Annotated in this window: 22 protein-coding genes; 12 read left to right on the top strand and 10 right to left on the bottom strand. The window is 73.5% G+C overall.

Features of this window, described 5'->3' with window-relative positions; all coding sequences use genetic code 11:
* Positions 1–45: 45 nt before the first annotated feature.
* Together ATJ88_RS04625 and ATJ88_RS04620 are read right to left on the bottom strand one after the other, a co-directional pair.
* Positions 46–1,425 (bottom strand): GntP family permease, encoded by a 1,380-nt coding sequence (locus ATJ88_RS04625; protein WP_098462811.1) that lies wholly within the window; start codon positions 1,423–1,425, stop codon positions 46–48.
* 54 nt (positions 1,426–1,479) lie between these two features.
* The gene (locus tag ATJ88_RS04620) at positions 1,480–2,046 is read right to left on the bottom strand and encodes a gluconokinase (RefSeq protein ID WP_098462810.1); all 567 of its coding nucleotides are present in this window, start codon (positions 2,044–2,046) and stop codon (positions 1,480–1,482) included.
* Positions 2,047–2,188: 142 nt separating this feature from the next.
* Here ATJ88_RS04620 and ATJ88_RS04615 point away from each other — a divergent pair, with 142 nt between their 5' ends.
* The 3 genes from ATJ88_RS04615 to ATJ88_RS04605 are packed head-to-tail and all read left to right on the top strand — an operon-like array spanning position 2,189 to position 4,463.
* Entirely contained in the window at positions 2,189–2,890 is a 702-nt protein-coding gene (locus tag ATJ88_RS04615) for a FadR/GntR family transcriptional regulator (protein WP_098462809.1), read from the top strand.
* Positions 2,887–3,822 carry a DUF4031 domain-containing protein gene (locus ATJ88_RS04610; RefSeq protein ID WP_098462808.1) on the top strand — a complete coding sequence of 312 codons (936 nt, stop codon included), beginning with the start codon at positions 2,887–2,889 and terminating at the stop codon, positions 3,820–3,822. The genes ATJ88_RS04615 and ATJ88_RS04610 overlap by 4 nt, the downstream gene beginning before the upstream one ends.
* Positions 3,819–4,463 carry a SanA/YdcF family protein gene (locus tag ATJ88_RS04605; RefSeq protein WP_245852120.1) on the top strand — a complete coding sequence of 215 codons (645 nt, stop codon included), beginning with the start codon at positions 3,819–3,821 and terminating at the stop codon, positions 4,461–4,463. The genes ATJ88_RS04610 and ATJ88_RS04605 overlap by 4 nt, the downstream gene beginning before the upstream one ends.
* Before the next feature lie 48 nt (positions 4,464–4,511).
* On the opposite strand, the gene ATJ88_RS04600 is transcribed toward ATJ88_RS04605, so the two are convergent.
* From ATJ88_RS04600 to ATJ88_RS04590, 3 genes are all read right to left on the bottom strand, one after another.
* Positions 4,512–6,134, bottom strand: coding sequence for a succinic semialdehyde dehydrogenase (locus ATJ88_RS04600; RefSeq protein WP_098462807.1), 1,623 nt, complete (start codon positions 6,132–6,134; stop codon positions 4,512–4,514).
* Positions 6,135–6,204: 70 nt separating this feature from the next.
* Positions 6,205–6,678: a GNAT family acetyltransferase gene (locus ATJ88_RS04595; RefSeq protein ID WP_098462806.1), complete on the bottom strand. Its 474-nt coding sequence runs from the start codon at positions 6,676–6,678 to the stop codon at positions 6,205–6,207.
* Positions 6,675–7,799 carry a GuaB3 family IMP dehydrogenase-related protein gene (locus tag ATJ88_RS04590; RefSeq protein ID WP_098462805.1) on the bottom strand — a complete coding sequence of 375 codons (1,125 nt, stop codon included), beginning with the start codon at positions 7,797–7,799 and terminating at the stop codon, positions 6,675–6,677. Before ATJ88_RS04590 ends, ATJ88_RS04595 begins: the two co-directional genes overlap by 4 nt.
* 112 nt (positions 7,800–7,911) lie before the next feature.
* Here ATJ88_RS04590 and ATJ88_RS04585 point away from each other — a divergent pair, with 112 nt between their 5' ends.
* The gene (locus ATJ88_RS04585; protein WP_098462804.1) at positions 7,912–8,634 is read left to right on the top strand and encodes an exonuclease domain-containing protein; all 723 of its coding nucleotides are present in this window, start codon (positions 7,912–7,914) and stop codon (positions 8,632–8,634) included.
* An 82-nt stretch (positions 8,635–8,716) separates the two neighbouring features.
* On the opposite strand, the gene guaB is transcribed toward ATJ88_RS04585, so the two are convergent.
* Positions 8,717–10,234 (bottom strand): IMP dehydrogenase, encoded by a 1,518-nt coding sequence (guaB, locus tag ATJ88_RS04580; RefSeq protein ID WP_098462803.1) that lies wholly within the window; start codon positions 10,232–10,234, stop codon positions 8,717–8,719.
* Between the two features lie 103 nt (positions 10,235–10,337).
* The gene (locus tag ATJ88_RS04575) at positions 10,338–11,468 is read right to left on the bottom strand and encodes a MerR family transcriptional regulator (RefSeq protein ID WP_098462802.1); all 1,131 of its coding nucleotides are present in this window, start codon (positions 11,466–11,468) and stop codon (positions 10,338–10,340) included.
* A gap of 202 nt (positions 11,469–11,670) precedes the next feature.
* On the opposite strand from ATJ88_RS04575, the gene ATJ88_RS04570 reads away from it, so the two are divergent.
* Positions 11,671–11,961: a WhiB family transcriptional regulator gene (locus tag ATJ88_RS04570; RefSeq protein ID WP_098462801.1), complete on the top strand. Its 291-nt coding sequence runs from the start codon at positions 11,671–11,673 to the stop codon at positions 11,959–11,961.
* Positions 11,962–12,048: 87 nt separating this feature from the next.
* On the opposite strand, the gene groES is transcribed toward ATJ88_RS04570, so the two are convergent.
* Entirely contained in the window at positions 12,049–12,345 is a 297-nt protein-coding gene (gene groES / locus ATJ88_RS04565; protein WP_098462800.1) for a co-chaperone GroES, read from the bottom strand.
* A gap of 161 nt (positions 12,346–12,506) precedes the next feature.
* Between groES and ATJ88_RS04560 the strand changes: the two genes are divergently transcribed.
* Positions 12,507–13,760 (top strand): class I SAM-dependent methyltransferase, encoded by a 1,254-nt coding sequence (locus tag ATJ88_RS04560; RefSeq protein ID WP_098462799.1) that lies wholly within the window; start codon positions 12,507–12,509, stop codon positions 13,758–13,760.
* A 159-nt stretch (positions 13,761–13,919) separates the two neighbouring features.
* Entirely contained in the window at positions 13,920–15,071 is a 1,152-nt protein-coding gene (locus ATJ88_RS04555; RefSeq protein WP_098462798.1) for a glutamate--cysteine ligase, read from the top strand.
* A 50-nt stretch (positions 15,072–15,121) separates the two neighbouring features.
* Here ATJ88_RS04555 and ATJ88_RS04550 read toward each other — a convergent pair whose 3' ends face one another.
* Together ATJ88_RS04550 and tsaD are read right to left on the bottom strand one after the other, a co-directional pair.
* On the bottom strand, positions 15,122–16,252 hold the full coding sequence (locus ATJ88_RS04550) for a hypothetical protein (protein WP_211287464.1): 1,131 nt from the start codon (positions 16,250–16,252) through the stop codon (positions 15,122–15,124).
* Between the two features lie 120 nt (positions 16,253–16,372).
* On the bottom strand, positions 16,373–17,431 hold the full coding sequence (gene tsaD / locus ATJ88_RS04545; protein ID WP_425432654.1) for a tRNA (adenosine(37)-N6)-threonylcarbamoyltransferase complex transferase subunit TsaD: 1,059 nt from the start codon (positions 17,429–17,431) through the stop codon (positions 16,373–16,375).
* 161 nt (positions 17,432–17,592) lie between these two features.
* Here tsaD and urtA point away from each other — a divergent pair, with 161 nt between their 5' ends.
* From urtA to ATJ88_RS04520, 5 genes are read left to right on the top strand one after another with little or no spacing between them, the layout of a single operon-like run.
* Positions 17,593–18,864 (top strand): urea ABC transporter substrate-binding protein, encoded by a 1,272-nt coding sequence (gene urtA, locus ATJ88_RS04540; protein WP_098462796.1) that lies wholly within the window; start codon positions 17,593–17,595, stop codon positions 18,862–18,864.
* Positions 18,865–18,880: 16 nt separating this feature from the next.
* Positions 18,881–19,762: an urea ABC transporter permease subunit UrtB gene (urtB, locus tag ATJ88_RS04535; RefSeq protein WP_098462795.1), complete on the top strand. Its 882-nt coding sequence runs from the start codon at positions 18,881–18,883 to the stop codon at positions 19,760–19,762.
* Positions 19,759–20,877 (top strand): urea ABC transporter permease subunit UrtC, encoded by a 1,119-nt coding sequence (gene urtC, locus ATJ88_RS04530; RefSeq protein WP_098462794.1) that lies wholly within the window; start codon positions 19,759–19,761, stop codon positions 20,875–20,877. Before urtB ends, urtC begins: the two co-directional genes overlap by 4 nt.
* Positions 20,874–21,779: an urea ABC transporter ATP-binding protein UrtD gene (urtD, locus tag ATJ88_RS04525; protein ID WP_245852118.1), complete on the top strand. Its 906-nt coding sequence runs from the start codon at positions 20,874–20,876 to the stop codon at positions 21,777–21,779. Before urtC ends, urtD begins: the two co-directional genes overlap by 4 nt.
* The gene (locus ATJ88_RS04520) at positions 21,776–22,477 is read left to right on the top strand and encodes an ATP-binding cassette domain-containing protein (RefSeq protein ID WP_245852116.1); all 702 of its coding nucleotides are present in this window, start codon (positions 21,776–21,778) and stop codon (positions 22,475–22,477) included. The genes urtD and ATJ88_RS04520 overlap by 4 nt, the downstream gene beginning before the upstream one ends.
* Positions 22,478–22,501: the final 24 nt, after the last annotated feature.

Raw genomic sequence — 22,501 nt, 5'->3', positions numbered from 1 at the left:
CGGGCGGGCCGTCGGCGCAGGGTGGGCGGGTCGTCCCGCTCCGGGTCAGGCGATGGCGAACGCGACGCAGGCGAGCGCGAAGCCCATGACGCCGATCGCGGTCTCCATGACCGTCCAGGTCTTCAGGGTGGTGCGCACGTCCATGTCGAAGAACCGGCCGACCAGCCAGAAGCCCGAGTCGTTGACGTGGCTGAGGACGACGGACCCGGCGGCGACGGCGATGACGATCGCGGCGGTCTCCACGGCGCCGAACCCGCCCGCGGCGACGGCCGGCGCGATGAGGCCCGCGGCGGTGGTGAGGGCGACGGTGGCGGAGCCCTGGGCGACGCGCAGGACCGCCGCGATGACGAACCCGGCGACGATGACGGGCAGCCCGAGGTCGCCGAGGGACTCGGCGAGCGCGTCGCCGATGCCGGAGGACCGCAGGACGCCACCGAACATACCGCCCGCGCCGGTGATGAGGATGACGGAGCAGACGGGGCCGAGCGCGCCGTCGAGGGTCTTCTCCAGGGCGGTCTTCTCGATGCCGCGGCGGCGGCCCAGGACCCAGGCGGCCACGAGCACCGCGATGAGCAGGGCGACGGGGGTGGAGCCGATCAGCCCGGCCCACTCGACGAGCGTCGACTCGGGGTCGACCCAGCCGGCGGACGCCGCGGCGGCCAGGCCGGTGTTGGCGAAGATGAGGACGAGCGGGAGCAGCAGGATCCCGACGACCGTGCCGAAGCGCGGCGGGTTCGCCTCCTGCACGGCGTCCGCGCGGCCGAGGATCTCGGGCACGGGCAGGACGATGCGCCGACCGGTGATCCGGCCGAACAGGTACGCGGTGACGAACCAGGTGGGGATCGCGACGACGAGGCCGAGCAGGAGCACCATGCCGACGTTCGCGCCGAGGAACTCCGACGCGGCGACGGGACCGGGGTGCGGCGGCACGTAGATGTGCATGACGGAGAACGCGCCCGCGACGGGCAGGCCGTACAGCAGCAGGGACCCGCCGAGGCGGCGCGCCACGGAGAACATGATGGGCAGCATGACGACGAGCCCGGCGTCGAAGAAGATCGGGAAGCCGAAGATGAGGGACGCGACGCCGAGGGCGAGCGGTGCGCGCTTCTCGCCGAAGACGTCGATGAGGACGTCGGTCATCACCTGGGCGCCGCCGCTGGTCTCGATGAGGCGGCCGAGCATCGCGCCGAGGCCGACGAGCAGCGCCACCGAGGCCAGCGTCGAGCCGAACCCGCCGAGCAGGACGTCGACGACGCCCCCGGCGGGGAGCCCGGTCGCGACGGCCGTCATCAGGCTGACGAGCACGAGGGCGAGGAAGGCGTGCAGGCGGAACCTGATGATGAGGATCAGCAGCACGGCGACGGCGGCTGCGGCGATGGCCAGCAGGGGGCCGGCGGAGAGGGTCTGTGTCCAGTCGTCGGTCATGGGGACCTCCGGTGCGTCGTTGCGGTCGGGTCGGGTGGTGCGTGGAGGGGCGGGTCAGGCCTGGCGGAGCCAGGCCAGGACGGTCGCGACGATCTCGTCGGGCGCGGCGGCGACGTCGACGACCAGGCCGTCCTCGTCGTCGGCGAGCGGTTCGAGGTCGGCGAGCTGGGACGGGAGCAGGGCGGGCGGCATGAAGTGCCCGCTGCGCTCCTGGATGCGGTCGGCGAGCAGGGCGGCGGAGCCGTCGAGGTGGACGAACCGCACGGTGCCGTGGGCGGCGCGCAGGACGTCCCGGTAGTCGCGCTTGAGGGCGGAGCAGGTGACGACGGCGGCGTGCCCGCTGTCGGCCTGGGTGCTGAGCCAGTCGCGGATGGCGGCGAGCCAGGGGGCGCGGTCGGCGTCGGTGAGGGGGGTGCCGGCGGACATCTTGGCGATGTTGGCGGCGGGGTGGAACTCGTCGGCCTCGGCGAGGGTGAGGCCGAGCCGGTCGGAGAGCAGCCCGGCGATCGTGGTCTTGCCGGAGCCGGCGACGCCCATGACGACGAGGTGACCGGCGGGCTGGGTCCGGGGTGTGCTGGCCGCGCGCGCCGTGGGCGCGGGGCGGGTGACGTCGGTGTCCATGGCGGTCGACTTCCTTGTCCGGGGTGGTCCTGCGACGGCGCCGTGTCGTCGCTCGGATCCGAGCATGACTCATTGGTAGCACCTTTGGCAAGAAAGGTGCTACCAATCGTGGCCGGCGGTGCCGCGCACTAGGCTCGGCCCCATGACGGTCCCCGCGCTGCACGAGAGCGTGCTCGACGCCATCGGTCGCGCCGTCACCAGCGGCGACGTCCCCGCCGGCACCCCGCTCACGCTGGAGGGCATCAGCACCGAGCACGGCGTCTCACGGACCGTCGCCCGCGAGGTCATGCGTGCCCTCGAAGGCCTCGGCCTCGTACGCTCCCGCCGCCGCGTCGGCATCGTCGTCCTCGGCATGGAGTCCTGGAACGTCCTGGACGCCCGCGTCATCCGCTGGCGGCTCCAGGGCCCCGGACGTGACGCCCAGCTCCGCAGCCTCACCGAGCTCCGGCACGCCGTCGAGCCCCTGGCCGCCGCCGGCGCCGCCCGCCACGCCTCCCCCGCCGTGCGCGGCGAGCTCCTCGACCTCGCCGTGCGCATGCGCCGCACCGGCGAGGACGGCGACCTCGAGACCTTCCTCGCGCTCGACGTCCGCATGCACGAGCTGCTCCTGCGCTCCAGCGGCAACGAGATGTTCGGCAGCCTCGCCGACGTGGTCGCCGAGGTCCTCGCCGGGCGCACCCACCTCGGCCTCATGCCCGCCTCCCCCGTCCCCGAGGCCCTCGACCAGCACGAGGCCGTGGCCCGCGCCGTCGCCGCGGGCGACCCGGCCGCCGCGCAGGCCGCCATGAGCGCCATCGTCGGCGAGGTCCAGCGCACCCTCACCGACGGCGAGGCCGCCCGGTGACCGTGCTGCTCGACCCGCCGGCCTGGCCCGCGCACCAGCGCCTCTGGTCCCACCTCGTGTCCGACACCTCCCTGCACGAGCTGCGCGTCTTCGCGCGGGCCGCGGGGATCCCCGACCGCGGGTTCGACCTCGACCACTACGACGTCCCCGCCGAGCGCTACGACGACCTGGTCGCCGCCGGGGCCGTCCCCGTCGACGGGCGCACGCTCGCCCGGCGCCTGGCCACGTCGGGGCTGCGCGTCCCCGGCCACGAGCGGCGCCGCGCCGCCCGCGCCGTGCTGCTGGACCGGTGGGCCACCCTGTGGGGCGACGTCGAGGGCGCCGCGGAGGTCGGCGCGGACCTCGTGGACCGCTGGCGCGAGCCGCACCGCGTCTACCACTCCCGCCTGCACCTCGCGGACGTCCTCGACCGGCTCGACGACCTCGTCGCCGACGGCGCCCCCGGCTCCCGGTGGCACGCGGCGGTCGCGCTCTGGTTCCACGACGCCGTGCACGACGGCGCCACGCCCGCCGACGAGGAGGCCTCCGCCACCCTCGTCGAGGTGCTGCTCACGCCCCTGCTCGCCGTGGCGCCGGGCGGCGCGCCGACCTCGGAGGACGTGGCCGGGGCCGCCCGCCTCGTGCGGCTCACCGCGGGCCACGACCCCGCACCCGACGACACGACCGGAGCCCTCGTCAGCGACGCCGACCTGGCCGTCCTCGGCTCCGCGCCGGACCGCTACCGCCGCTACGTCGCGCAGGTCCGCGCCGAGTACGGGCACGTGCCGGACGACGCGTTCCGCGCCGGACGTGCCGCCGTCGTCGACCACCTGCTCGCCCTGGCCGACGGACCCGGGCTGTACCGCACCGCGGCGGGACGTCGCCGCTGGGCGGAGGCCGCCCGGGCCAACCTGCGGGCCGAGGCCGCCGCACTCACCGAGGAGCGCCCGTGACCGCACCCCCCACCGCCCCGTCGTCCCGTCGTCGCGTCCGACGCCGGCTGCTCGCCGGGGGCGCGGTGCTGCTCGCGCTGGCGGTGCTGCTGCCCGTCGCGTGGGTGCAGGCCACGGGACAGGCGCGGGTGCGCGGCTCGGTCGCCGAGGCCGCGGCCGACCCCGTGGACGCGATCGTCGTGCTGGGGGCCGGCCTGCGCCCCGACGGCACCCCGTCGACGTACCTGCGTCGCCGGCTCGCCGCGGCGGCGGAGCTCTGGGCGGCGGGCGCCGCACCGCGCGTCGTGCTGTCCGGCGACGGCGCGGACCGCGCGGACGGCACGCCCTACGACGAGCCCGCGTCGATGCGTGACTGGATCGTCGGGCTCGGCGTGCCGCCGGACGTCCTCGTCCTGGACCGCGAGGGCTACGACACCACCGCCACCTGCCGCCGCGCCCACGACGAGTACGCCGTCCGCACCGCCGTCGTCGTCACGCAGGACTACCACCTGCGTCGCGCCCTGTTCTCGTGCGCCCGCGCCGGGCTCGACGCCACGGGCGTCGGGGTGTCCGCGACCAGCGTGACGCCCGTGCAGGCCGTGTGGTGGCGCGTCCGCGAGGTCCCGGCGTCCTGGAAGGCCGCGGCCCGCGAGGCCCTGTGACCACGCTCGTGCGCCGACTCGCGGGTCGGCGCACGGACGACCGTGGGCTCAGGGCATGCGCAGCCGGCGCATCGCCCGCAGCGCGGTCGTGAGGACGGCGCTCGGGGTCTCCCCGCCCAGCCGGTAGAGGGTGTCCAGGGACACCCCGGCGCCGAGGCCACGCTGCACGGCCACGGTCTGCACCTCGGTGACGGCGTCGATCGCCTCGCGACCGTGCCGACGGCCCAGGCCGGAGGACTTCATGCCGCCCATGGGTGCGCCCGCGCTGCCCCAGGCCGAGGCGTAGCCGTCGTTGACGACGACCGTCCCCGCGTCCACGCGGGCGGCGAGCCGGCGGGCCCGGGCGACGTCGGACGTCCAGACGGACGCGTTGAGGCCGAACTCCGTGTCGTTCATCGCGGCCACGGCCGCGTCGTCGCTGGCGACGCGGGACACCGTCACGACGGGCCCGAACGTCTCCTCGCGCAGGCAGACGGCGTCGTCGGGGACGTGGTCCAGCACGGTGGGCGCGTAGAAGTACGGGCCGATGTCGGCGCGGTGCACGGCGCCGGTGAGGGCGTGCGCACCCTTGGCGAGGGCGTCGTCGACGTGCTCGGCGACCTTGGCGAGCTGGTCGGCGGAGACCAGCGAGCCGACGTCGGCGGTGTAGTCGAGGCCGGGCCCGAGCGACAGCTCGCGCACGGCGGGGACGAACCGTTCGAGGAAGGCGTCGGCGATGCGCTCGTGCAGGACGAGCCGCTCGATCGACATGCAGAGCTGACCGGCGTTGGAGAAGCAGGCGCGCACGACGCCGGGCACCGCGGCGTCGAGGTCGGCGTCCGCGGCGACGTAGAGGGGGTTCTTGCCGCCGAGCTCCAGAGTGGCGCCGATGAGCCGCTCGCCGGCGCGCGCCGCGACCTTCCGGCCCACCGCGGTGGAACCGGTGAACGCGATGTGGTCGACGTGGTCGACGAGCGCGGCACCGACGTCCCCGGCGCCGCCGACGACGGCGAGGAGGTCGTCGGGCAGGCCGGCCTCGGCGAACAGCTCGGCGGCCCACAGCGCGGACAGCATGGTCTGCGGGTCCGGCTTGAGCACGACGGCGTTGCCCGCCACAAGGGCGGGGATCGCCTCGGCCAGGGCGAGGGTGAGCGGGTAGTTCCAGGGTGAGATGACGCCGACGACGCCCACGGGGCGGCGGTGCACGCGCACGCCCGTCAGGACGGACAGCGCGCCGGGCTCGCGGCGGTCGGCGAGGTAGCGCGGGCCGCGCACGACGTAGTGCCGGCAGGTCTGCGCGACGTCCGCGACCTCCTCGAAGGCCGACCGGCGCGCCTTGCCGGACTCCATCTGGATGAGGTCGAGGATCTCGGACTGCCGCTGCAGGACGAGCACGCCCAGGCGGTCGACGACCTGCAGACGGTCGCGGAGCGGGCGGGCCGCCCAGTCGTGCTGGGCCGCGCGGGCGCGGGTGACGGCCTCGGTGACGTCGGCGACGGACGAGAACGGCACCGCGGCCAGCGGGGCGCCCGTGAAGGGCAGCGTGCTGCGGTGCACCCCCGCGTCGTGGGAGGTCGCGAGCCGGCGGACCAGGGGTTCCACGACCTCGGGCTCGAGGACGTAGGTGGACGCGGGGAGCTCGGGGTCGATCACATCGCCCAGAGCACCGTCGCTCTCGTGCGCAGTTGCCATGGGCGACACCCTACGCGGGGCCGGTGACGCGGACGTGGACTCCGTGCCGGGATGTCCGGGTCGTTCGCCGTCAGCGTGACAGGTCGCGGCCGAGCACCGTGCACCCGGCGTCGGTGTATCCGAGGCCGGCGTAGAACCCGAGCACGGCGGTGTTGGTGGTGCGGACCATGAGGCGCACCTTGTGCGCCCCGGCGGCGTGCAGCCAGTCCTCCGCGGCCGTCACCACCTGCCGGCCGAGCCCCGTGCCCCGGCGTCCCGGGGCGACGGCGACGTAGTACAGCCAGCCACGGTGCCCCTCGTAGCCCGCCATCGCGGAGCCGACGACGGTGTCGCCGTCGCGTGCGACGAGGACCGTGGAGGTGGGGTTGCGGCGCGCGGCGGCGACGTCGCGGTGCGGGTCGTTCCACGCCCGGGTCAGGTCGCAGGCCTCCCACAGCGCGACGACGCCCTCGACGTCGGCGTCACGCATCTCGCCGATCACGACGGCGTCGCCCGCCGCTGCCGGGGCGGACGTGCCCGTCGGCGCGGCGGGCGCCCCGGTCATCGCGGCTGGTAGGGCGACACGACGACCTCGACGCGCTGGAACTCCTTGAGGTCGGAGTAGCCGGTGGTCGCCATCGCACGCCGCAGGGCGCCGACGAGGTTGGTGGTGCCGTCGGCGTGGTGGCCCGGCCCGAAGAGGATCTCCTCGAGGGTGCCGGCGGTGCCGACCTCGACGCGCTCGCCGCGCGGGAGCTGGGAGTGGTGCGCCTCGGGGCCCCAGTGCCAGCCGCGGCCGGGGGCCTCGGAGGCGCGCGCCAGGGCGGCGCCGAGCATGACGGCGTCCGCACCGCACGCGACGGCCTTGACGACGTCGCCCGAGCGGCCGACGCCGCCGTCGGCGATGACGTGCACGTACCGGCCGCCGGACTCGTCGAGGTAGTCCCGCCGGGCCGCGGCGACGTCGGACACGGCGGTCGCCATGGGCGCGTGGATGCCGAGGCTCACACGGGTGGTGTGCGCGGCTCCGCCGCCGAACCCGACGAGCACGCCCGCGGCACCGGTGCGCATGAGGTGCAGCGCGGCGGTGTAGGTGGAGGCGCCGCCGACGACGACGGGCACGTCGAGCTCGTAGATGAACCGCTTGAGGTTGAGCGGCTCGGCGTTGCCCGACACGTGCTCGGCCGAGACGGTGGTGCCGCGGATGACGAACAGGTCCACGCCCGCGTCGACGACCGTCTGGTAGTGCTCCTGCGTGCGCGCCGGCGACAGGGCGCCCGCGACGGTCACGCCGGAGGCGCGGACCTCCTTGAGGCGCTGCGTGATGAGCTCCGGCTTGATGGGCTCGTCGTAGATCTCCTGCATGCGCCGGGTGGCCTGCGCCGCGGGGAGGTCGCGGATCTCCGCGAGCAGCGGCTCCGGCGACTCGTAGCGGGTCCACAGGCCCTCGAGGTCGAGGACGCCGAGCCCGCCGTGGCGGCCCAGCGCCACCGCGGTGTCCGGGCTCATCACGGAGTCCATCGGCGCGGCGAGGATCGGCAGGTCGAAGTGGTACGCGTCGATCTGCCAGCCGGTGGAGACGTCCTTCGGGTCGCGCGTCCGTCGCGACGGCACCACGGCGATGTCGTCGAAGGAGTACGCGCGGCGCCCGCGCTTGCCACGGCCGATCTCGATCTCGTTGCTCACGCGGTCCAGACTACCGGCGCCGCGCCGGCGGGGCCGCCGACGTCCGCAGGTCGGGGCCGTGTCGGTGGCTCGTGGGACGTTTCGTGGCAGACGTCGCAGGGAAGGAACCACCATGGACGACACGGGCTGGACCGCGGGGCCACTGCTCGGCTTCGACACCGAGACCACCGGGATCGACGTGCACACCGACCGCATCGTCACCGCGGCGGTCGTGCTGCGCACGCCGCTCACGACGGAGGTCCGGACCTGGCTGGTCGACCCGGGCGTGGAGATCCCCGCGGAGGCGGCCGCGATACACGGGGTCAGCACCGAGCACGCCCGCGCCCACGGTCGCCCGCCGGCCGAGGCGCTGGAGGAGATCGCCGTGTTCCTCGCCGAGCACGTGCGCGCCGGGGTGCCGGTGGTCGCGTACAACGCGGCGTTCGACCTCACGCTGCTCGACGCGGAGCTGGCGCGCCACGGTCTGCCCACCCTGCCCGAGCGGCTGGGCCGCGCCGTGTCGCCGGTCCTGGACCCGCTCGTCATCGACCGCTGGCAGGACCGCTACCGGCGGGGCAAGCGTCGCCTCGGCGACCTCGTCGAGCTGTACGGGGTGACGGGCGAGGGCGAGCTGCACACCGCGGACGTCGACGTGCTCGCCACGCTCGACGTGCTGGAGGCGCTGGTGCTGCGCTACCCCGACCTGCGCTCCGTCGCCCTCGACGCCCTGCACCTGGCGCAGCGCGACGCGCACCGCGCCTGGGCCGAGAGCTTCAACGCGTGGCGTCGGGACCAGGGGCTCGACGGCCCGGGCGCCTCCCCCGCGTGGCCCGTCGAGCCGCGCGCCGCCGGCTGATCCCTGCCGCGTGCGGCCGCCGGGGACGCCGGAGGGCCGCCGGCACGGTCACCCGTGACGACGGCCCTCTCGACGTGCGACGTCAGGACACGCGGTAGTTCGGCGCCTCGACCGTCATGACGACGTCGTGCGGGTGCGACTCCTTGAGCGAGGCCGACGTGATGCGCACGAACCGGCCCTTGGCCTGGAGCTCGGGGACGGTGCGCGCGCCGACGTAGAACATCGTCTGGTGCAGGCCTCCCACGAGCTGGTGCGCCACCGTCGACAGGGTGCCCTTGTAGGGGACCTGACCCTCGACGCCCTCGGGAACGATGAGGTCGTCGCTGGCCACCTCGGCCTGGAAGTACCGGTCCTTGGAGTAGGACTTCTTGCCGCGCGAGCTCATCGCGCCCACGGAGCCCATGCCGCGGTACGCCTTGAACTGCTTGCCGTTGACGAGGATCGTGTCGCCCGGCGCCTCCTCGGTGCCCGCGAGCATCGAGCCCAGCATGACGGCCTCGGCGCCGGCGACGATCGCCTTGCCGATCTCGCCCGAGTGCCGCATGCCGCCGTCCGCGATGACGGGCACGCCCGCGGCGCGGGCCGCCAGCGACGCCTCGTACACGGCCGTGATCTGCGGGACGCCGACGCCGGTGACGACGCGCGTGGTGCAGATGGAGCCCGGGCCGACACCGACCTTGATGCCGTCCGCGCCCGCGTCGACGAACGTCTGGGCGCCCTCCTTGGTCGCGACGTTGCCGCCGATGACCTGGACGTGCTTCGTCGCGGGGTCCGTCTTGAGCCGCTTGACCATGTCGACGAGCATCCGCACGTTGCCGTGCGCGGTGTCCGCCACGAGGACGTCCACCCCGGCGTCGACGAGGGTCGTCGCGCGCTCCCACGCGTCGCCGAAGTAGCCGATGGCCGCGCCGACGAGCAGGCGGCCCTGACCGTCCTTCGACGCGTTCGGGAACTGCTCGGACTTCACGAAGTCCTTGACGGTGATGAGACCGGCGAGGCGGCCCTCGTCGTCGACGAGGGGCAGGCGCTCCAGCTTGTGCTTGCGCAGCAGCGCCGTCGCCTCGTCGCGGGAGATCCCGGCGGCGCCCGTGATGAGCGGCTGCGGGGTCATGACCTCGGACACCTTGGTCGTCGCCCACTCGGCGACCGGGGTGAAGCGAAGGTCGCGGTTCGTCACGATGCCGACGAGCTTGCCGGCGGCGTCCAGGACGGGGAAGCCGGAGACGCGGAACTCGCCGGCTCGCTGGTCGAGCTCCTCCAGCGTCGCGTCGGGGCCGATCGTCACCGGGTTGTCGATGATGCCCGTCTGGGTGCGCTTGACGAGGTCGACCTGGCGGGCCTGGTCCTCGATCGACAGGTTGCGGTGCAGGACGCCGAGGCCGCCCTGGCGGGCCATCGCGATCGCCATGCGCGCCTCGGTGACGGTGTCCATCGCCGCCGACACCAGCGGGATGCGCAGGGAGATCTCCCGGGTCAGACGCGAGGTGGTGTCGATGTCCGACGGCGCGAGGTCCGAGTACCCCGGCAGCAGCAGGACGTCGTCGTAGGTGAGGCCGAGGAATCCGAACGGGTCGTGCGCGGGCGAGGAGGTGTCCGTCATGGCACGAGTCTACGGCGACCGCGAGCACCCTCCGGGGCGGTGTCCGTCACAGCGGCACCGGCCCCGGAGGGCTCCGGCCGGCCCGCGCGGGACCGGCCGGACGTCAGCTCCCGACGACCTCGAGGATCTCGTGCAGCATGCCGGTGAAGGAGCGCACTCGCTGCACCTGCGGGGTCAGCGGCAGCTCGGCCGCGGCGTCGTCACGCCGCAGCCCGACGAAGATCGGGAGCTGCGGGAAGCCCTCGTGGACGGCATGGACGAGGTCGAGGTCGGGGCGGCGCTGCAGGGTCGCCAGGACGAGCGCCGCCGGACGCACCATCGTGATCAGCTCCAGCGAGCGGCGGACGCTCGCCGGGCCGGTGACGATCCGCGCCGTCTTGCCCTTCGCCGTCAGCGCCGCCGCGAGCGCGTGCGCCGACAGCGGCACGACCTCGTCCGGCGCCGCGAAGATCAGCACGATGTTGCGCATGCGGCTCGGGTGGTTCGCGGGCGGGCCGCCGTTCTGCACGACCGTCTGCTCGAGCGCCTCGGTGAAGCTGCGCAGCGCCTGCAGGGCGGCGGTGGCGAGCACGAGCTCCGGCACGGCGCCCGGCCCGGCGAGCACCGTGCGCTCCGCGAGGCGGCTCCACGCCGGGTCCACCAGCTGCGACCACCACAGGGCCGGGTCGCCGTTCGGGCCGATGCGCAGCAGGTCGTCGCAGCGGGACTGGTCGTAGGCGAGCGCGGAGTCCACGACCGCCGACACCCGGCCGGACGTGTTCTGGCCGGGAGCTCCGGGAGCGCTGCCGGCGGGGCGGCCGCCCGGGCCGCCCGGGCCGCCCTGGCCCCCGCCGGGCAGGGCACGCAGGTGCGCACGCTGCCGGGCGCCGGCGTCGGCGGCGTCGCCGCTGTCGTCGGGTTCGGCGGTGTCCTCGGCGGGGACGGTGGGCGGGCCGGCGCGGTGGGCGGCCTCGAGCTCGTCGACGTCGGCCTCGAGCGCGGCCTCGGCGGCGTCCACGGGGGCGACGCCCTCGAGCGTGAGCCGGCGCATGACGAGGAGTCGTGCCACGTCCTCGGGGGTGTAGCGACGGTGGGACCCCGCGGTGCGGCCCGAGGGGCCGAGTCCGTAGCGGCGGTCCCAGGTCCGGAGCGTCGCGGGGGCGACGCCGAGGCGGCGGGCCACGGCGGCGACCGCGAGCCCGGGGCCTGACGTGCGAGCGCCCCCCGAGTCCTGGGCGGGTCGCGATGTGGTCATGCGTCGATTCTGCCCAGGGGTGAGGGGTGCCGCCACCGCGCCCCGCGGTGAGCCTCGATCCGATGCGATGAATCATGTCGAACCAGGTCAGTGCGGCAGGCAACCGATTCGGAAGCCGTTCAGGGTGTGTCCAACCCGTCCCGCATGCCCAACTTGCACCACGGGCTTGAACAACTTCTGCACAACTTGTAGGTTGTTCGCCATGACGGAGATCTCAAGACTGCCCGGGCCGGTCATGGAGCTGTGGGAGTGGCAGTACCAGGGTTCGTGCCGCGACGCGGACGACACCCTGTTCTTCCACCCCGAGGGAGAACGTGGATCCACCCGACGACGACGGGCCGAGGCCGCCAAGGCCATCTGCCGCGCCTGCCCCGTCATGATGGAGTGCCGCGAGCAGTCGCTGCGCGTCCGCGAGCCCTACGGCGTCTGGGGCGGCCTGAGCGAGGACGAGCGCTCCGCCATCCTCGCCGGCCGCGACCGCAAGACCGGCTGACGCCCGACGCACCACCCCCCGCACAGCACGAGGCCCCGCATCGATGACGATGCGGGGCCTCGGTGCGTACGGACGTCGCGGCTACGGTCAGCCGACGACGACGGCGAGGATGTCGCGCGACGACAGGACCAGGTAGTCCACGCCGCCGTACTTGACCTCGGTGCCGCCGTACTTGGAGTAGATGACCTTGTCGCCGACCTTCACGTCGACCGGGACGCGAGCGCCCTTGTCGTCGAAACGGCCCTCGCCCACGGCCAGGACCTCGCCCTCCTGGGGCTTCTCCTTGGCGGTGTCCGGGATGACCAGGCCGGAAGCGGTCGTGGTCTCGGCCTCGACGGCCTTGACGACGATCCGGTCCTCGAGCGGCTTGATGGGGACCGACACGTCGGACCTCCTTGTTCGCGATGACTAGCTGGACTGGGACGCGCCCGAGCGCTGTCCGTCGTCGCGGGTGCCGGCACAGCGAGTGCGCTGCGACCAATCTAGGCAGCCGTTAGCACTCTGACAAGTCGAGTGCCAACAAGTGGACCTGAGACGATGGTCCGATGGACTCCTCGTCGCTCGCCAAGCTCCTCAGCCCCGAGGGCTGGGCCCTGGTCAACGCGCTGCCCCCGTACGACGAGTCCCGCGCGATGGCGCTGGCCACGCGCCTGCGCGCCGAGGGCGTGGACCCCGACCTCGCCGCGGCCGCCCTCACCCAGTCCCGGCTGCGCGCCAAGGCCCGCGCCAAGCTCGGGCCGTTCGCCGAGGGCATGCTCTTCACCCCCGACGGCGTCGAGCAGGCCACCCGGCTCGTCGTCGCCGCGCTGCACGCCCGCCGCTACCTCGCCGCCGGGGTGACGAAGGTCGCCGACCTCACCAGCGGCGTGGGCGCCGACGCTCTCGCGTTCGCCGGTGTCGGCCTCCAGGTCCTCGCCACCGACGTCGACGAGACCACCGCCGCCCTGGCCACCGTGAACCTGCGGGCCTTCCCCGAGGCGGAGGTGCGGCACGCCGACGGGCTCACGCTCGACCTCGCCGCCGAGGGCGTCGACGGCGTCTACGCCGACCCCGCCCGGCGCACCCGCGGCGGCAAGCGGATCTTCGACCCTGCCGCCTACGCCCCGCCGCTCGACGCCGTGTGGGCGCTGCGCGACCAGGTCCCCGCGCTCGGCATCAAGATCGGCCCCGGGGTCCCCCACGCCGGGCTGCCCGACGACGCCGAGACGCAGTGGGTGTCCGTCGACGGCGACGTCGTCGAGGCCGGGCTGTGGTTCGGTCCGCTCGCACCCGAGGGCCCCGGACGCTCGGCCCTCGTCCTGCGCTCGACCGGCGGCGACCCGACCCACGGCACCGGCGCGTCGGGCACCGTCTCGCGCCTGCTGCGCACCGGGCCCGACGACGCGGACCTCGTCCCGGACGTCGGCGCCGTCGGCGCGTACCTCTACGAGCCCGACGGCGCGGTGGTGCGCGCCGGGCTGGTCGCGCACGCCGCCGCCGAGCTCGGCGGCCGCCTCGTGGACCGCACCATCGCCTACGTCACCACCGACGCCCCCGCTCCAGCTCCGGAGCCCGGGCAGGCGCCGCTCGCCACTGGCTACCGGGTGCTCGACGTCCTGCCGTTCAGCGTGAAGCGGCTCAAGGCGTACCTGCGCGAGCGCGGCGTCGGCCGCCTCACGATCAAGAAGCGCGGCACCGCCGTCACCCCCGAGCAGCTCCGCTCCCAGCTCGCCCTGTCCGGCGACGCGACCGCGACGATCGTGCTCACCCGGGTCGCAGGACGCCAGCACGTCCTCGTCGTGGAGCCGCTCGGCGGCTGACCCACCCCCGTCCGGCATCGTCCGTGCTGGATCCGAACCTCATCCTGGCCGATGAGGTTCCGTTCCAGCACGGACGATGCGACACCGGACACGGTCGCCCGTCGCGGGACCGGTCGCGGCCCGGCAGCAGCCCGGCACCCGGCGTGGAACGATGAGCGCATGGTCCTGGAGTTCGCGTCCTCGCCCCGGTCGAGCGTCGGCCTCGAGTGGGAGCTGGCGCTGGTCGACGCCGACTCGGGCACCCTGCGTCAGGTCGCCCCGGCCGCGATGGCGGCCCTGGCCGGCGACCCCCGCGCGACGCACGTCAAGCCGGAATTCCTGCGCAACACCCTCGAGGTCGTCTCGGGCGTGTGCACGACGGTCGGGCAGGCCACCGCCGACCTCGCGTCCGGCGTCGCCGCGATCCAGGACGTCATCACCCCCATGCGGGCCGAGCTCATGGGCGCCGGCACCCACCCGTTCGCGCACTGGTCGCAGCAGCGGGTCACCGACAAGGAGCGCTACGCCACCGTAGTGGACCGCACCCAGGTGTGGGGCCGCCAGCAGGTCGTCTACGGGGTGCACGTGCACGTCGGCATCGAGGACCGCGCCAAGGTGCTGCCGATCGTCCGCTCGCTGCTGGTGTACGTCGCGCACCTGCAGGCCCTGTCGGCGTCGTCGCCGTTCTGGGAGGCCGCCGACACCGGGTACGCGTCCATGCGGGCGCTGCTGTTCCAGCAGCTCCCCACCGCCGGGCTGCCCTACCAGTTCGGGCAGTGGCACGAGCTGGAGCGGTACGTCGACGACATGCTGCGCACCGGCGTCATCGACGACTTCACCGAGGTCCGCTGGGACGTGCGTCCCGCGCCGCACTTCGGCACGGTCGAGGTGCGGATCTGCGACGGCACGTCGAACCTGCACGAGCTGGCGGCGCTCGGGGCGCTGGTGCACTGCCTGGTGGAGCACCTGTCGACGCTCCTCGACGAGGGCCGCCCCCTGCCGACGATGCCGCGCTGGTACGTGCACGAGAACAAGTGGCGCGCCGCCCGCTACGGGCTGGACGCCATCATCATCCTCGACGAGGCCGGCAACGAGGAGCTCGTCACGGACGCCACCGCCCGCCTCCTGGACGACCTCGCACCCGTCGCGGAGCGGCTCGGCTGCGCGACGGAGCTCGACGCGGTGCGGGACATCCTGCGGCTCGGCGCGTCGTACCAGCGGCAGCGGGCCGTCGCCGCGGCCCACGGGGGCGGGCAGCCCGCGCTGGAGGCCGTGGTGGCCTCCCTCGTGGCCGAGCTGCGGGCCGGTCGTCCGCTCGCGCCGACCTCGTAGCGGCACGATCGGTCGCCGTAGCCCGCGATTTCGAGACAGAGGTCTCGCTGCTAGACCGCCACCACGAGATCCGCCGTCGTGCTCGCCGTCTCAAGCCCGTGCAGCGACACATACCGCTGGCGCTGCACGAAGGCGCTTCCCCGCCCTCCGGTCTGATGGGGAACCGTGGCGGACAGCTGCCGGTGGGCGGGATCACCCACCCGTGACAGCAGGAAGACCTGATAGCGCCCTGCAGTCCATTGCGCCGTCCGAGCCGTGTCGATGACACGGGCGACGCGCTTGTCGTTGCGGTCTCCGGTCTGCAGCCGGTCGATCTCGGCGTCGGAGAACTCCACGTCGTCCCGCCGGTGGACGATCTGCGGGATCTCCCTCTTGATCTCCTGGTCGGCGTAGAAGGCGATCCGCTCGACCGGACGGAAGTTGCGTCCGACCTGGCAGACGTAGGCCTGCACCTGCTCGTAGAGCGGCCAGGCGTCACGTGCCGGGACGACGACAGTGTCCTCCGGAAGGAACGGCCGCTCGCGGTAGACCTCCATCACTCGTGAGATTGAGGACAGCCAGAGCGCGGCGGCCGGATCGATGTACCCCGCGAGCTCGAGAATCTGTCGGAGCTCGAAAGGGACGTCCACGCGCACCATCGAATCGTGGTGGGCGAGGCGGTTGCGGAACTTCCGTACCCGCTCGGCGGCCACAGCTACCTGTTTACGTCGACCGTCACCGTAGGGGAAGGCGTGACGTAGGCCTTGACGCCACAGTTCCTCGTACTTGGTGCCGAGCAGACCGGACCAGAAACCGAAGGACAACCCCGCCACGATCTGGTGGCGGTTCTCCTGGCCTCGCGCACGCAATCTCTCGCGCACGGTGTCGACCTGTTCCGCGACGGCCGCCCCTCCGGGTGTCGGGAGGAGGAACCACGGAATCCCGACGGCAGACTCGCGACAGTGAGCGGCCATCGTCCGGTCAAGGGTGTTGCGGAGGAGGACCTCCAGGTGACCCACCACCTCGAAGGCCGCCGACGCCGTCCGGCTGCTCCACTCGTAGAGTGCGAGAGCGGCAACCTGGTCACCGCCACATAGATCAAGGTATGGCTGCATCCTCGGTTCGGAGAGGAGCGACCACACTCCTTCCGCCCAAGACCCCTGCCGCCCTGTACTGGTGTCGTCTCCCTCGACCGCCGCCATGCGCGGATGCTATCGTCAAAGCGAACGCCCCAGTGCCGCCTCTGACGCAAGCGCCTGGGGCTTACTCATGCCCTGATTCAGGGACATCGGCTCTACGCCGCACCGACCGCGCGGCGCGCGTCAGACGGTGACGATCGCCATCGGCATGGACGAGTCGACGGGGATGTCGAGGTCCGACGGCGCGACGCCGGCCCGCACGACGGAGGAGCCGAGCGCGGCGATCATCGCCCCGTTGTCCGTGCAGTAGCGCAGCGGCGGGATGCGCAGGTCGATCCCCGCGGCGGCGCAGCGCTCGGCCGCCATGTCGCGCAGCTGGCTGTTCGCGGAGAACCCGCCGCCGATGACGAGGGTGTCGACGTCGTGCTCGCGGCACGCCGCGATGGTCTTGGCGGTGAGGACGTCCGCCACCGCCGCGGCGAACGAGGCCGCGACGTCGTTCAGCGGGATCTCCTGCCCTGCGTCCTGGCGGGCCTCGACCCAGCGGGCGACGGCCGTCTTGAGGCCGGAGAACGAGAAGTCGTAGGCGTGCTTCGCCTGGTCCTTGCGGGCCGTGAGGCCGCGGGGGAACCGGATGGCCTCGGGGTCGCCGTCGCGCGCGAGGCGGTCGATGTGCGGACCGCCGGGGTAGGGCAGGCCGAGGAGTCGGCCGACCTTGTCGAACGCCTCGCCTGCGGCGTCGTCGAGCGTCGAGCCGAGCTCGGTGACCTTCGTGGCGACGTCCTCGACGAGCATGAGCGTGCTGTGCCCGCCCGACACGACGAGCGCCATCGACCGGCCGGGGAACGGGCCGTCCACGAGCTGGTTCACCGCGGCGTGCCCGATGACGTGGTTGACGCCGTACAGCGGCTTGCCGAGCCCGATCGACAGGGCCTTGGCGGCGGACGCCCCGATGGTCAGGGGGCCGACCAGGCCCGGACCGGCGGTGACGGCGATCGCGTCGACCTCGGACAGGTCGACGTCGGCCTCGCCGAGCGCGCGGCGGATGGTGGGGACCATCGCCTCCAGGTGGGCGCGGCTCGCGACCTCGGGGATGATCCCGCCGTAGCGCGCGTGCTCGTCCATGGAGGAGGCCACGGCGTCGAAGAGGAGGGTGTCGCCGCGGACCAGCGCCACGCCGGTCTCGTCGCAGGACGTCTCGATGCCGAGGACCAGGGGGTCACCGTTCGTCATGGCCCCCATGATGTCATCGCGCGGGCGCGCGAGGCCCCGGCCGCCCTCGGGAGACCGGACAAAAAGGGAAACACGATGGTTACACGCGTCGTACCGGGCGGACACGTCGGCGTACTTAGGTTCATCTGAACCTAATTGGCCCGTCCGGGCCCGACCGAACGGAGCAAGTCATGCGTCACCGTCCGACGTCACGTTCCGCCGCGCGGCTCGCCGTCCCCGCGCTCGCCGCCCTCTCCGTCCTGTCCCTCGCCGCCTGCGGCGCCCAGGTCGACTCCCCCGGCACCGCCAGCAGCGCGTCGGCCGCCGGCAGCTGCGTCGACACCTCCGGCGACAGCGTCAGGATCGGCTTCCTCAACTCCCTGTCCGGCACGATGGCGATCTCCGAGCAGACCGTCCACGACTCGCTCCAGCTCGCCGCCGCCGAGATCAACGCCGACGGCGGGGTGCTCGGCAAGCAGCTCGAGATCGTCACCGAGGACGGCCAGTCCGAACCGACGGTGTTCGCCGAGAAGGCCACCAAGCTCATCACCAGCGACTGCGTCGCCGCGGTGTTCGGCGGCTGGACGTCGGCCTCCCGCAAGGCCATGCTCCCCGTCTTCGAGTCCAACGACTCCCTGCTGTTCTACCCCGTGCAGTACGAGGGCCTCGAGGCGTCGCCCAACATCTTCTACACCGGCGCCACGACCAACCAGCAGATCGTCCCGGCGCTCGACTACCTCGCCGAGCAGGGCGTCACCTCGCTGTTCCTCGTCGGCTCGGACTACGTGTTCCCCCGCACGGCCAACAAGATCATCAACGCCTACGCCGAGGCGCACGGCATCGAGATCGTCGGCGAGGAGTACGCCCCCCTCGGCCACACCGACTTCTCCACCATCGTCAACAAGGTGAAGTCCGCGGGCGCCGACGCCGTCTTCAACACCCTCAACGGCGACTCGAACGTCGCGTTCTTCAAGGAGTACACGAACGCCGGCCTGACGGCCGAGGACATGCCCGTGCTGTCCGTGTCGATCGCCGAGGAGGAGATCGGCGGCATCGGCGTCGAGAACGTCGTCGGCCAGCTCACCGCCTGGAACTACTACCAGACGGTCGAGAGCCCCGAGAACGACGCGTTCGTCGAGGCCTTCCAGGCGGAGTACGGCGCGGACCGCCCGACCTCCGACCCGATGGAGGCCGCCTACACCTCGCTGTACCTGTGGCGCGAGATGGTCGAGAAGGCCGACTCGTTCGCCGTCGCCGACGTCCAGGAGGCCGCCGACGGCGTCACCTTCGACGCGCCCGAGGGCACCGTCGTCGTCAACGGCGACAACCACCACATCGCCAAGACGTCGCTCGTCGGGAAGATCGGCGACGACGGTCTCATCCACACCGAGTGGAGCTCCGGCGAGCCGATCGAACCCGACCCGTTCCTCGAGGGCTACGACTGGGCCGCAGGCCTCTCCTGACGAAAGGGCCTGACGGATGGACATCCTCTCCCAGCTCTTCGCCGGACTGAGCCTCGGCTCCGTCCTGCTGCTGGCCGCGCTCGGGCTCGCCCTGACGTTCGGCCAGATGGGCGTCATCAACATGGCGCACGGCGAGTTCATGATGGCCGGGGCCTACACGGCGTTCGTCGTGCAGGGCGTCGTCCCCAGCGCCGGCGTCAGCCTGCTGGTGGCGCTCCCGCTCGGGTTCCTCGTCGGCGGGCTGCTCGGCCTGCTGCTCGAGGGCGCCCTCATCCACCGCATGTACCACCGTCCGCTCGACACCCTGCTGGTCACCTGGGGCGTCGCCCTGGTGCTCCAGCAGGTGGCCCGCGACGTCTTCGGCGCACCCAACGTGGACGTCTCGGCGCCCGGCTGGCTGTCCGGAGCGGTGGAGATCGGTGGGCTCGCCCTGCCGAGGACGAGGCTGTTCATCCTCGCGCTCGCCCTGACGTGCGTCGTCGCCCTCACGCTCGTGCTGAGGGCGACGCCGCTCGGACGGCGCATCCGCGCCGTCGTCCAGAACCGTGACCTGGCCGAGGCGTCCGGGATCTCGTCGCGCACCACCGACCGGATCACGTTCTTCCTCGGGTCGGGCCTCGCCGGGATCGCCGGCGTCGCCCTCACCCTGCTCGGCTCCGTCGGCCCGACCCTCGGCACCGGCTACATCGTGGACGCGTTCCTCGTCGTGGTCGCCGGCGGCATCGGGCAGATCAAGGGCACCGTCGTCGCGGCGATGGCGCTCGGCATGATGCAGGCGTTCTTCGAGTACTCCACCACCGCCTCGGTCGCGAAGGTGCTGGTGTTCGTCGCCGTCGTCGCGTTCCTGCAGGTACGACCCCAGGGCCTGGTCTCGGTCCGGACGAGGAGCCTGGCATGACCGTCCTCGACAAGCTCCTCGCCCCCGGACGCACCCGCACCCTCGCGGGGTTCGCGCTCGCCGCCGTCGTGCTGCTCGCCGTCGCCCCCGTCGTCCTGAGCCCGTTCCGGCTCAGCCTCCTGGCCAAGTTCCTGTGCCTGGCCATGGTCGCCGTCGGCATCGGGCTCGCCTGGGGCCGCGGCGGTCTGCTGACCCTCGGCCAGGGCGTCTACTTCGGGCTCGGCGCCTACGTCATGGCGATGCACCTCAAGCTCGCCGACGCCGGCCCGGACGGCGTGCCCGACTTCATGCTGCTGTACGGCACGGGCGAGGTCCCGGCGTGGTGGGAGCCGATGCGCTCGCCCGGGCTCACGCTGCTGCTCGTCGTGCTCGTGCCCGCGGCGCTCGCCGGCCTGCTCGGGTGGGCGGTGTTCACCCGGCGGGTGCGCGGCGCCTACTTCGCGATCCTGTCGCAGGCGCTCGCCGCGGCGTTCGCGATCCTCCTCGTCGGCCAGCAGCAGACCACCGGCGGGACCAACGGGCTCAACGGGTTCCGCGGGTTCTTCGGCTACGACCTCACCGACCCCGCCAACCAGCGGATGCTCTACCTCCTCGCGGCCGTCGTCCTGCTGGTCATGGTCGCTATCGTGCGCCAGCTCACCGTCTCGCGCTTCGGCGAGCTCCTCGTGGCGGTGCGCGACGGCGAGGACCGCGTCCGGTTCCTCGGCTACGACCCCGCGGTGGTCAAGACGGTCGCCTACGTGGTCGCCGCCGTCATGGCCTCGATCGGTGGGGCCCTGTTCGTGCCGATCGTGGGCATCATCTCGCCGGCCGACGTCGGCGTGGTGCCCTCCATCGGCTTCCTGGTCGGCGTCGCCATCGGCGGCCGGGCCAGCCTCCTCGGCCCGGTGCTGGGCTCCGTCGCGGTGAGCTGGGCGCAGACGTCGATCTCCGAGCAGTTCCCGTCGGGCTGGATCTACTTCCAGGGCGCCCTGTTCATCGTGGTCGTCGCGTTCCTGCCCGGCGGCCTCGCGTCCCTGCTCGGCCGGTGGCGCCGACGACGGGCCGATCCGCCCGAGCCCGGGACCGCACCGCCCGCCGACGCCCGGACCGCACCCGAGGGGAGCACCCCGTGACCGACACCCCCGCCACCGCCGGCCCCGACCTGGCCGCCGCGGCCGAGCTCCTCGGCGACGACACTTCCCGGTTCCGGCACGACTACCTCCAGGTCCGCGGCCTGCGGGTCGAGTTCGACGGGTTCGTCGCCGTGCGCGACGTCGACCTCACGGTCACCCAGGGCGACCTGCGGTTCCTCATCGGACCCAACGGGGCCGGCAAGACGACGCTCATCGACGCCGTCACCGGGCTCGTCCGGGGCACCGGGTCGGCCACCTTCGGCCGCACCGAGCTGCTGGGCCGGTCCACGCACCGCATCGCCCGGGCCGGGGTCGGCCGCACGTTCCAGACGGCGAGCGTGTTCTCCGAGCTCACCGTGCTGCAGAACCTCGACATCGCCGCGGGCGCGCGGCGCCGCCCCCTGTCGCTGCTGCGAGCCCGCCGGGCCGTCCCGGAGGCGGTCGAGCGGGCCCTGGAGACCGTCGGGCTCACCGCCCAGCGGGACCTGCCCGCCGGGATCCTCGCCCACGGGCAGAAGCAGTGGCTCGAGATCGGCATGCTGCTCGTCCAGGACGCCCACCTGCTGCTCCTCGACGAGCCCGTCGCCGGCATGACCCACGAGGAGCGCGACGAGACCGGCGAGCTGCTGCGCCGCATCGGGTCGCAGCGCGTGGTGGTCGTCGTCGAGCACGACATGGAGTTCCTGCGCTCGTTCGCCGACTCCGTCACGGTGATGCACCAGGGCCGCGTGCTCGCCGAGGGCACCGTGGCCGAGGTGCAGAACGACCCCGCCGTCGTCGAGGTCTACCTCGGCGCCCCGGCGACGGCGACCCCGCCGACCCCCGGGACCGCCGCGCAGGACGGGCCCGACCCGGACCGCGAGCGCCGCGACGCGCCCGCGCTGGAAGGAGAGTCCGCATGATGCTGGAGCTGACCGGCCTGAGCGCCGGGTACGGCCGCACCGCGGTGGTGCACGACGTCGACCTGGCGGTCGCGGACGGCACGCTCACCGCCGTCCTCGGGCACAACGGCGCGGGCAAGACGACCCTGCTGCGGGCCGTGCTCGGGCTGCTGCCCGCCCGCAGCGGCCGCGTCCTGCTCGCGGGCGAGGACGTCACGACGCGGGCCCCGCACCAGCGCGTCCGGCGCGGCATCGCGTACGTGCCCCAGGGGCAGCAGTCGTTCGGGCAGCTCAGCGCCCGAGAGAACCTCCAGGTCGTCGCGGACGCCCACGGCCGGGACGGTCGGCGGCGGACCGCCGACGCGCTCGACCTGTTCCCCGCCCTGCGCGAGCTGCTGGGCCGCCAGGCCGGGTTGCTGTCCGGCGGTCAGCGGCAGCAGCTCGCCATCGCCCGGGCGCTCGTCACCGGGCCGCGGCTGCTCGTGCTCGACGAACCCGCCGAGGGCATCCAGCCGAACGTCGTCGCGGAGATCTACGGCGCGGTCTCGACCCTGCTCGCCGCCGGGGACCTGTCGGTCCTGCTGGTGGAGCAGCACCTGGGGTTCGCCGTCGAGCACGCCCGGGAGTACGCCGTGCTCGCCACGGGACGGATCGTCAGCCGGGGCGCGGGCGGCGGCCCCGACACCCTCACCGACGTCCGCGCCGCGCTCGCCCTGTGACCCGCCCCGCGCCCCGGAGGGAGC

It is taken from the genome of Isoptericola jiangsuensis (genome assembly GCF_002563715.1).
In the GTDB taxonomy this organism is placed as follows: domain Bacteria; phylum Actinomycetota; class Actinomycetes; order Actinomycetales; family Cellulomonadaceae; genus Isoptericola; species Isoptericola jiangsuensis.
This window is presented reverse-complemented; position numbering and strand designations above follow the sequence as displayed.

Coding starts and splice junctions, on each gene's coding strand:
- ATJ88_RS04625 (WP_098462811.1), bottom strand. CDS start 1,425: ATGACCGACGACTGGACACAGACCCTCTCCGCCGGCCCCCTGCTGGCC.
- ATJ88_RS04620 (WP_098462810.1), bottom strand. CDS start 2,046: ATGGACACCGACGTCACCCGCCCCGCGCCCACGGCGCGCGCGGCCAGC.
- ATJ88_RS04615 (WP_098462809.1), top strand. CDS start 2,189: ATGACGGTCCCCGCGCTGCACGAGAGCGTGCTCGACGCCATCGGTCGC.
- ATJ88_RS04600 (WP_098462807.1), bottom strand. CDS start 6,134: ATGGCAACTGCGCACGAGAGCGACGGTGCTCTGGGCGATGTGATCGAC.
- ATJ88_RS04595 (WP_098462806.1), bottom strand. CDS start 6,678: ATGACCGGGGCGCCCGCCGCGCCGACGGGCACGTCCGCCCCGGCAGCG.
- ATJ88_RS04585 (WP_098462804.1), top strand. CDS start 7,912: ATGGACGACACGGGCTGGACCGCGGGGCCACTGCTCGGCTTCGACACC.
- guaB (WP_098462803.1), bottom strand. CDS start 10,234: ATGACGGACACCTCCTCGCCCGCGCACGACCCGTTCGGATTCCTCGGC.
- ATJ88_RS04575 (WP_098462802.1), bottom strand. CDS start 11,468: ATGACCACATCGCGACCCGCCCAGGACTCGGGGGGCGCTCGCACGTCA.
- ATJ88_RS04570 (WP_098462801.1), top strand. CDS start 11,671: ATGACGGAGATCTCAAGACTGCCCGGGCCGGTCATGGAGCTGTGGGAG.
- ATJ88_RS04560 (WP_098462799.1), top strand. CDS start 12,507: ATGGACTCCTCGTCGCTCGCCAAGCTCCTCAGCCCCGAGGGCTGGGCC.
- ATJ88_RS04555 (WP_098462798.1), top strand. CDS start 13,920: ATGGTCCTGGAGTTCGCGTCCTCGCCCCGGTCGAGCGTCGGCCTCGAG.
- ATJ88_RS04550 (WP_211287464.1), bottom strand. CDS start 16,252: ATGGCGGCGGTCGAGGGAGACGACACCAGTACAGGGCGGCAGGGGTCT.
- tsaD (WP_425432654.1), bottom strand. CDS start 17,431: ATGGGGGCCATGACGAACGGTGACCCCCTGGTCCTCGGCATCGAGACG.
- urtA (WP_098462796.1), top strand. CDS start 17,593: ATGCGTCACCGTCCGACGTCACGTTCCGCCGCGCGGCTCGCCGTCCCC.
- urtB (WP_098462795.1), top strand. CDS start 18,881: ATGGACATCCTCTCCCAGCTCTTCGCCGGACTGAGCCTCGGCTCCGTC.
- urtC (WP_098462794.1), top strand. CDS start 19,759: ATGACCGTCCTCGACAAGCTCCTCGCCCCCGGACGCACCCGCACCCTC.
- ATJ88_RS04520 (WP_245852116.1), top strand. CDS start 21,776: ATGATGCTGGAGCTGACCGGCCTGAGCGCCGGGTACGGCCGCACCGCG.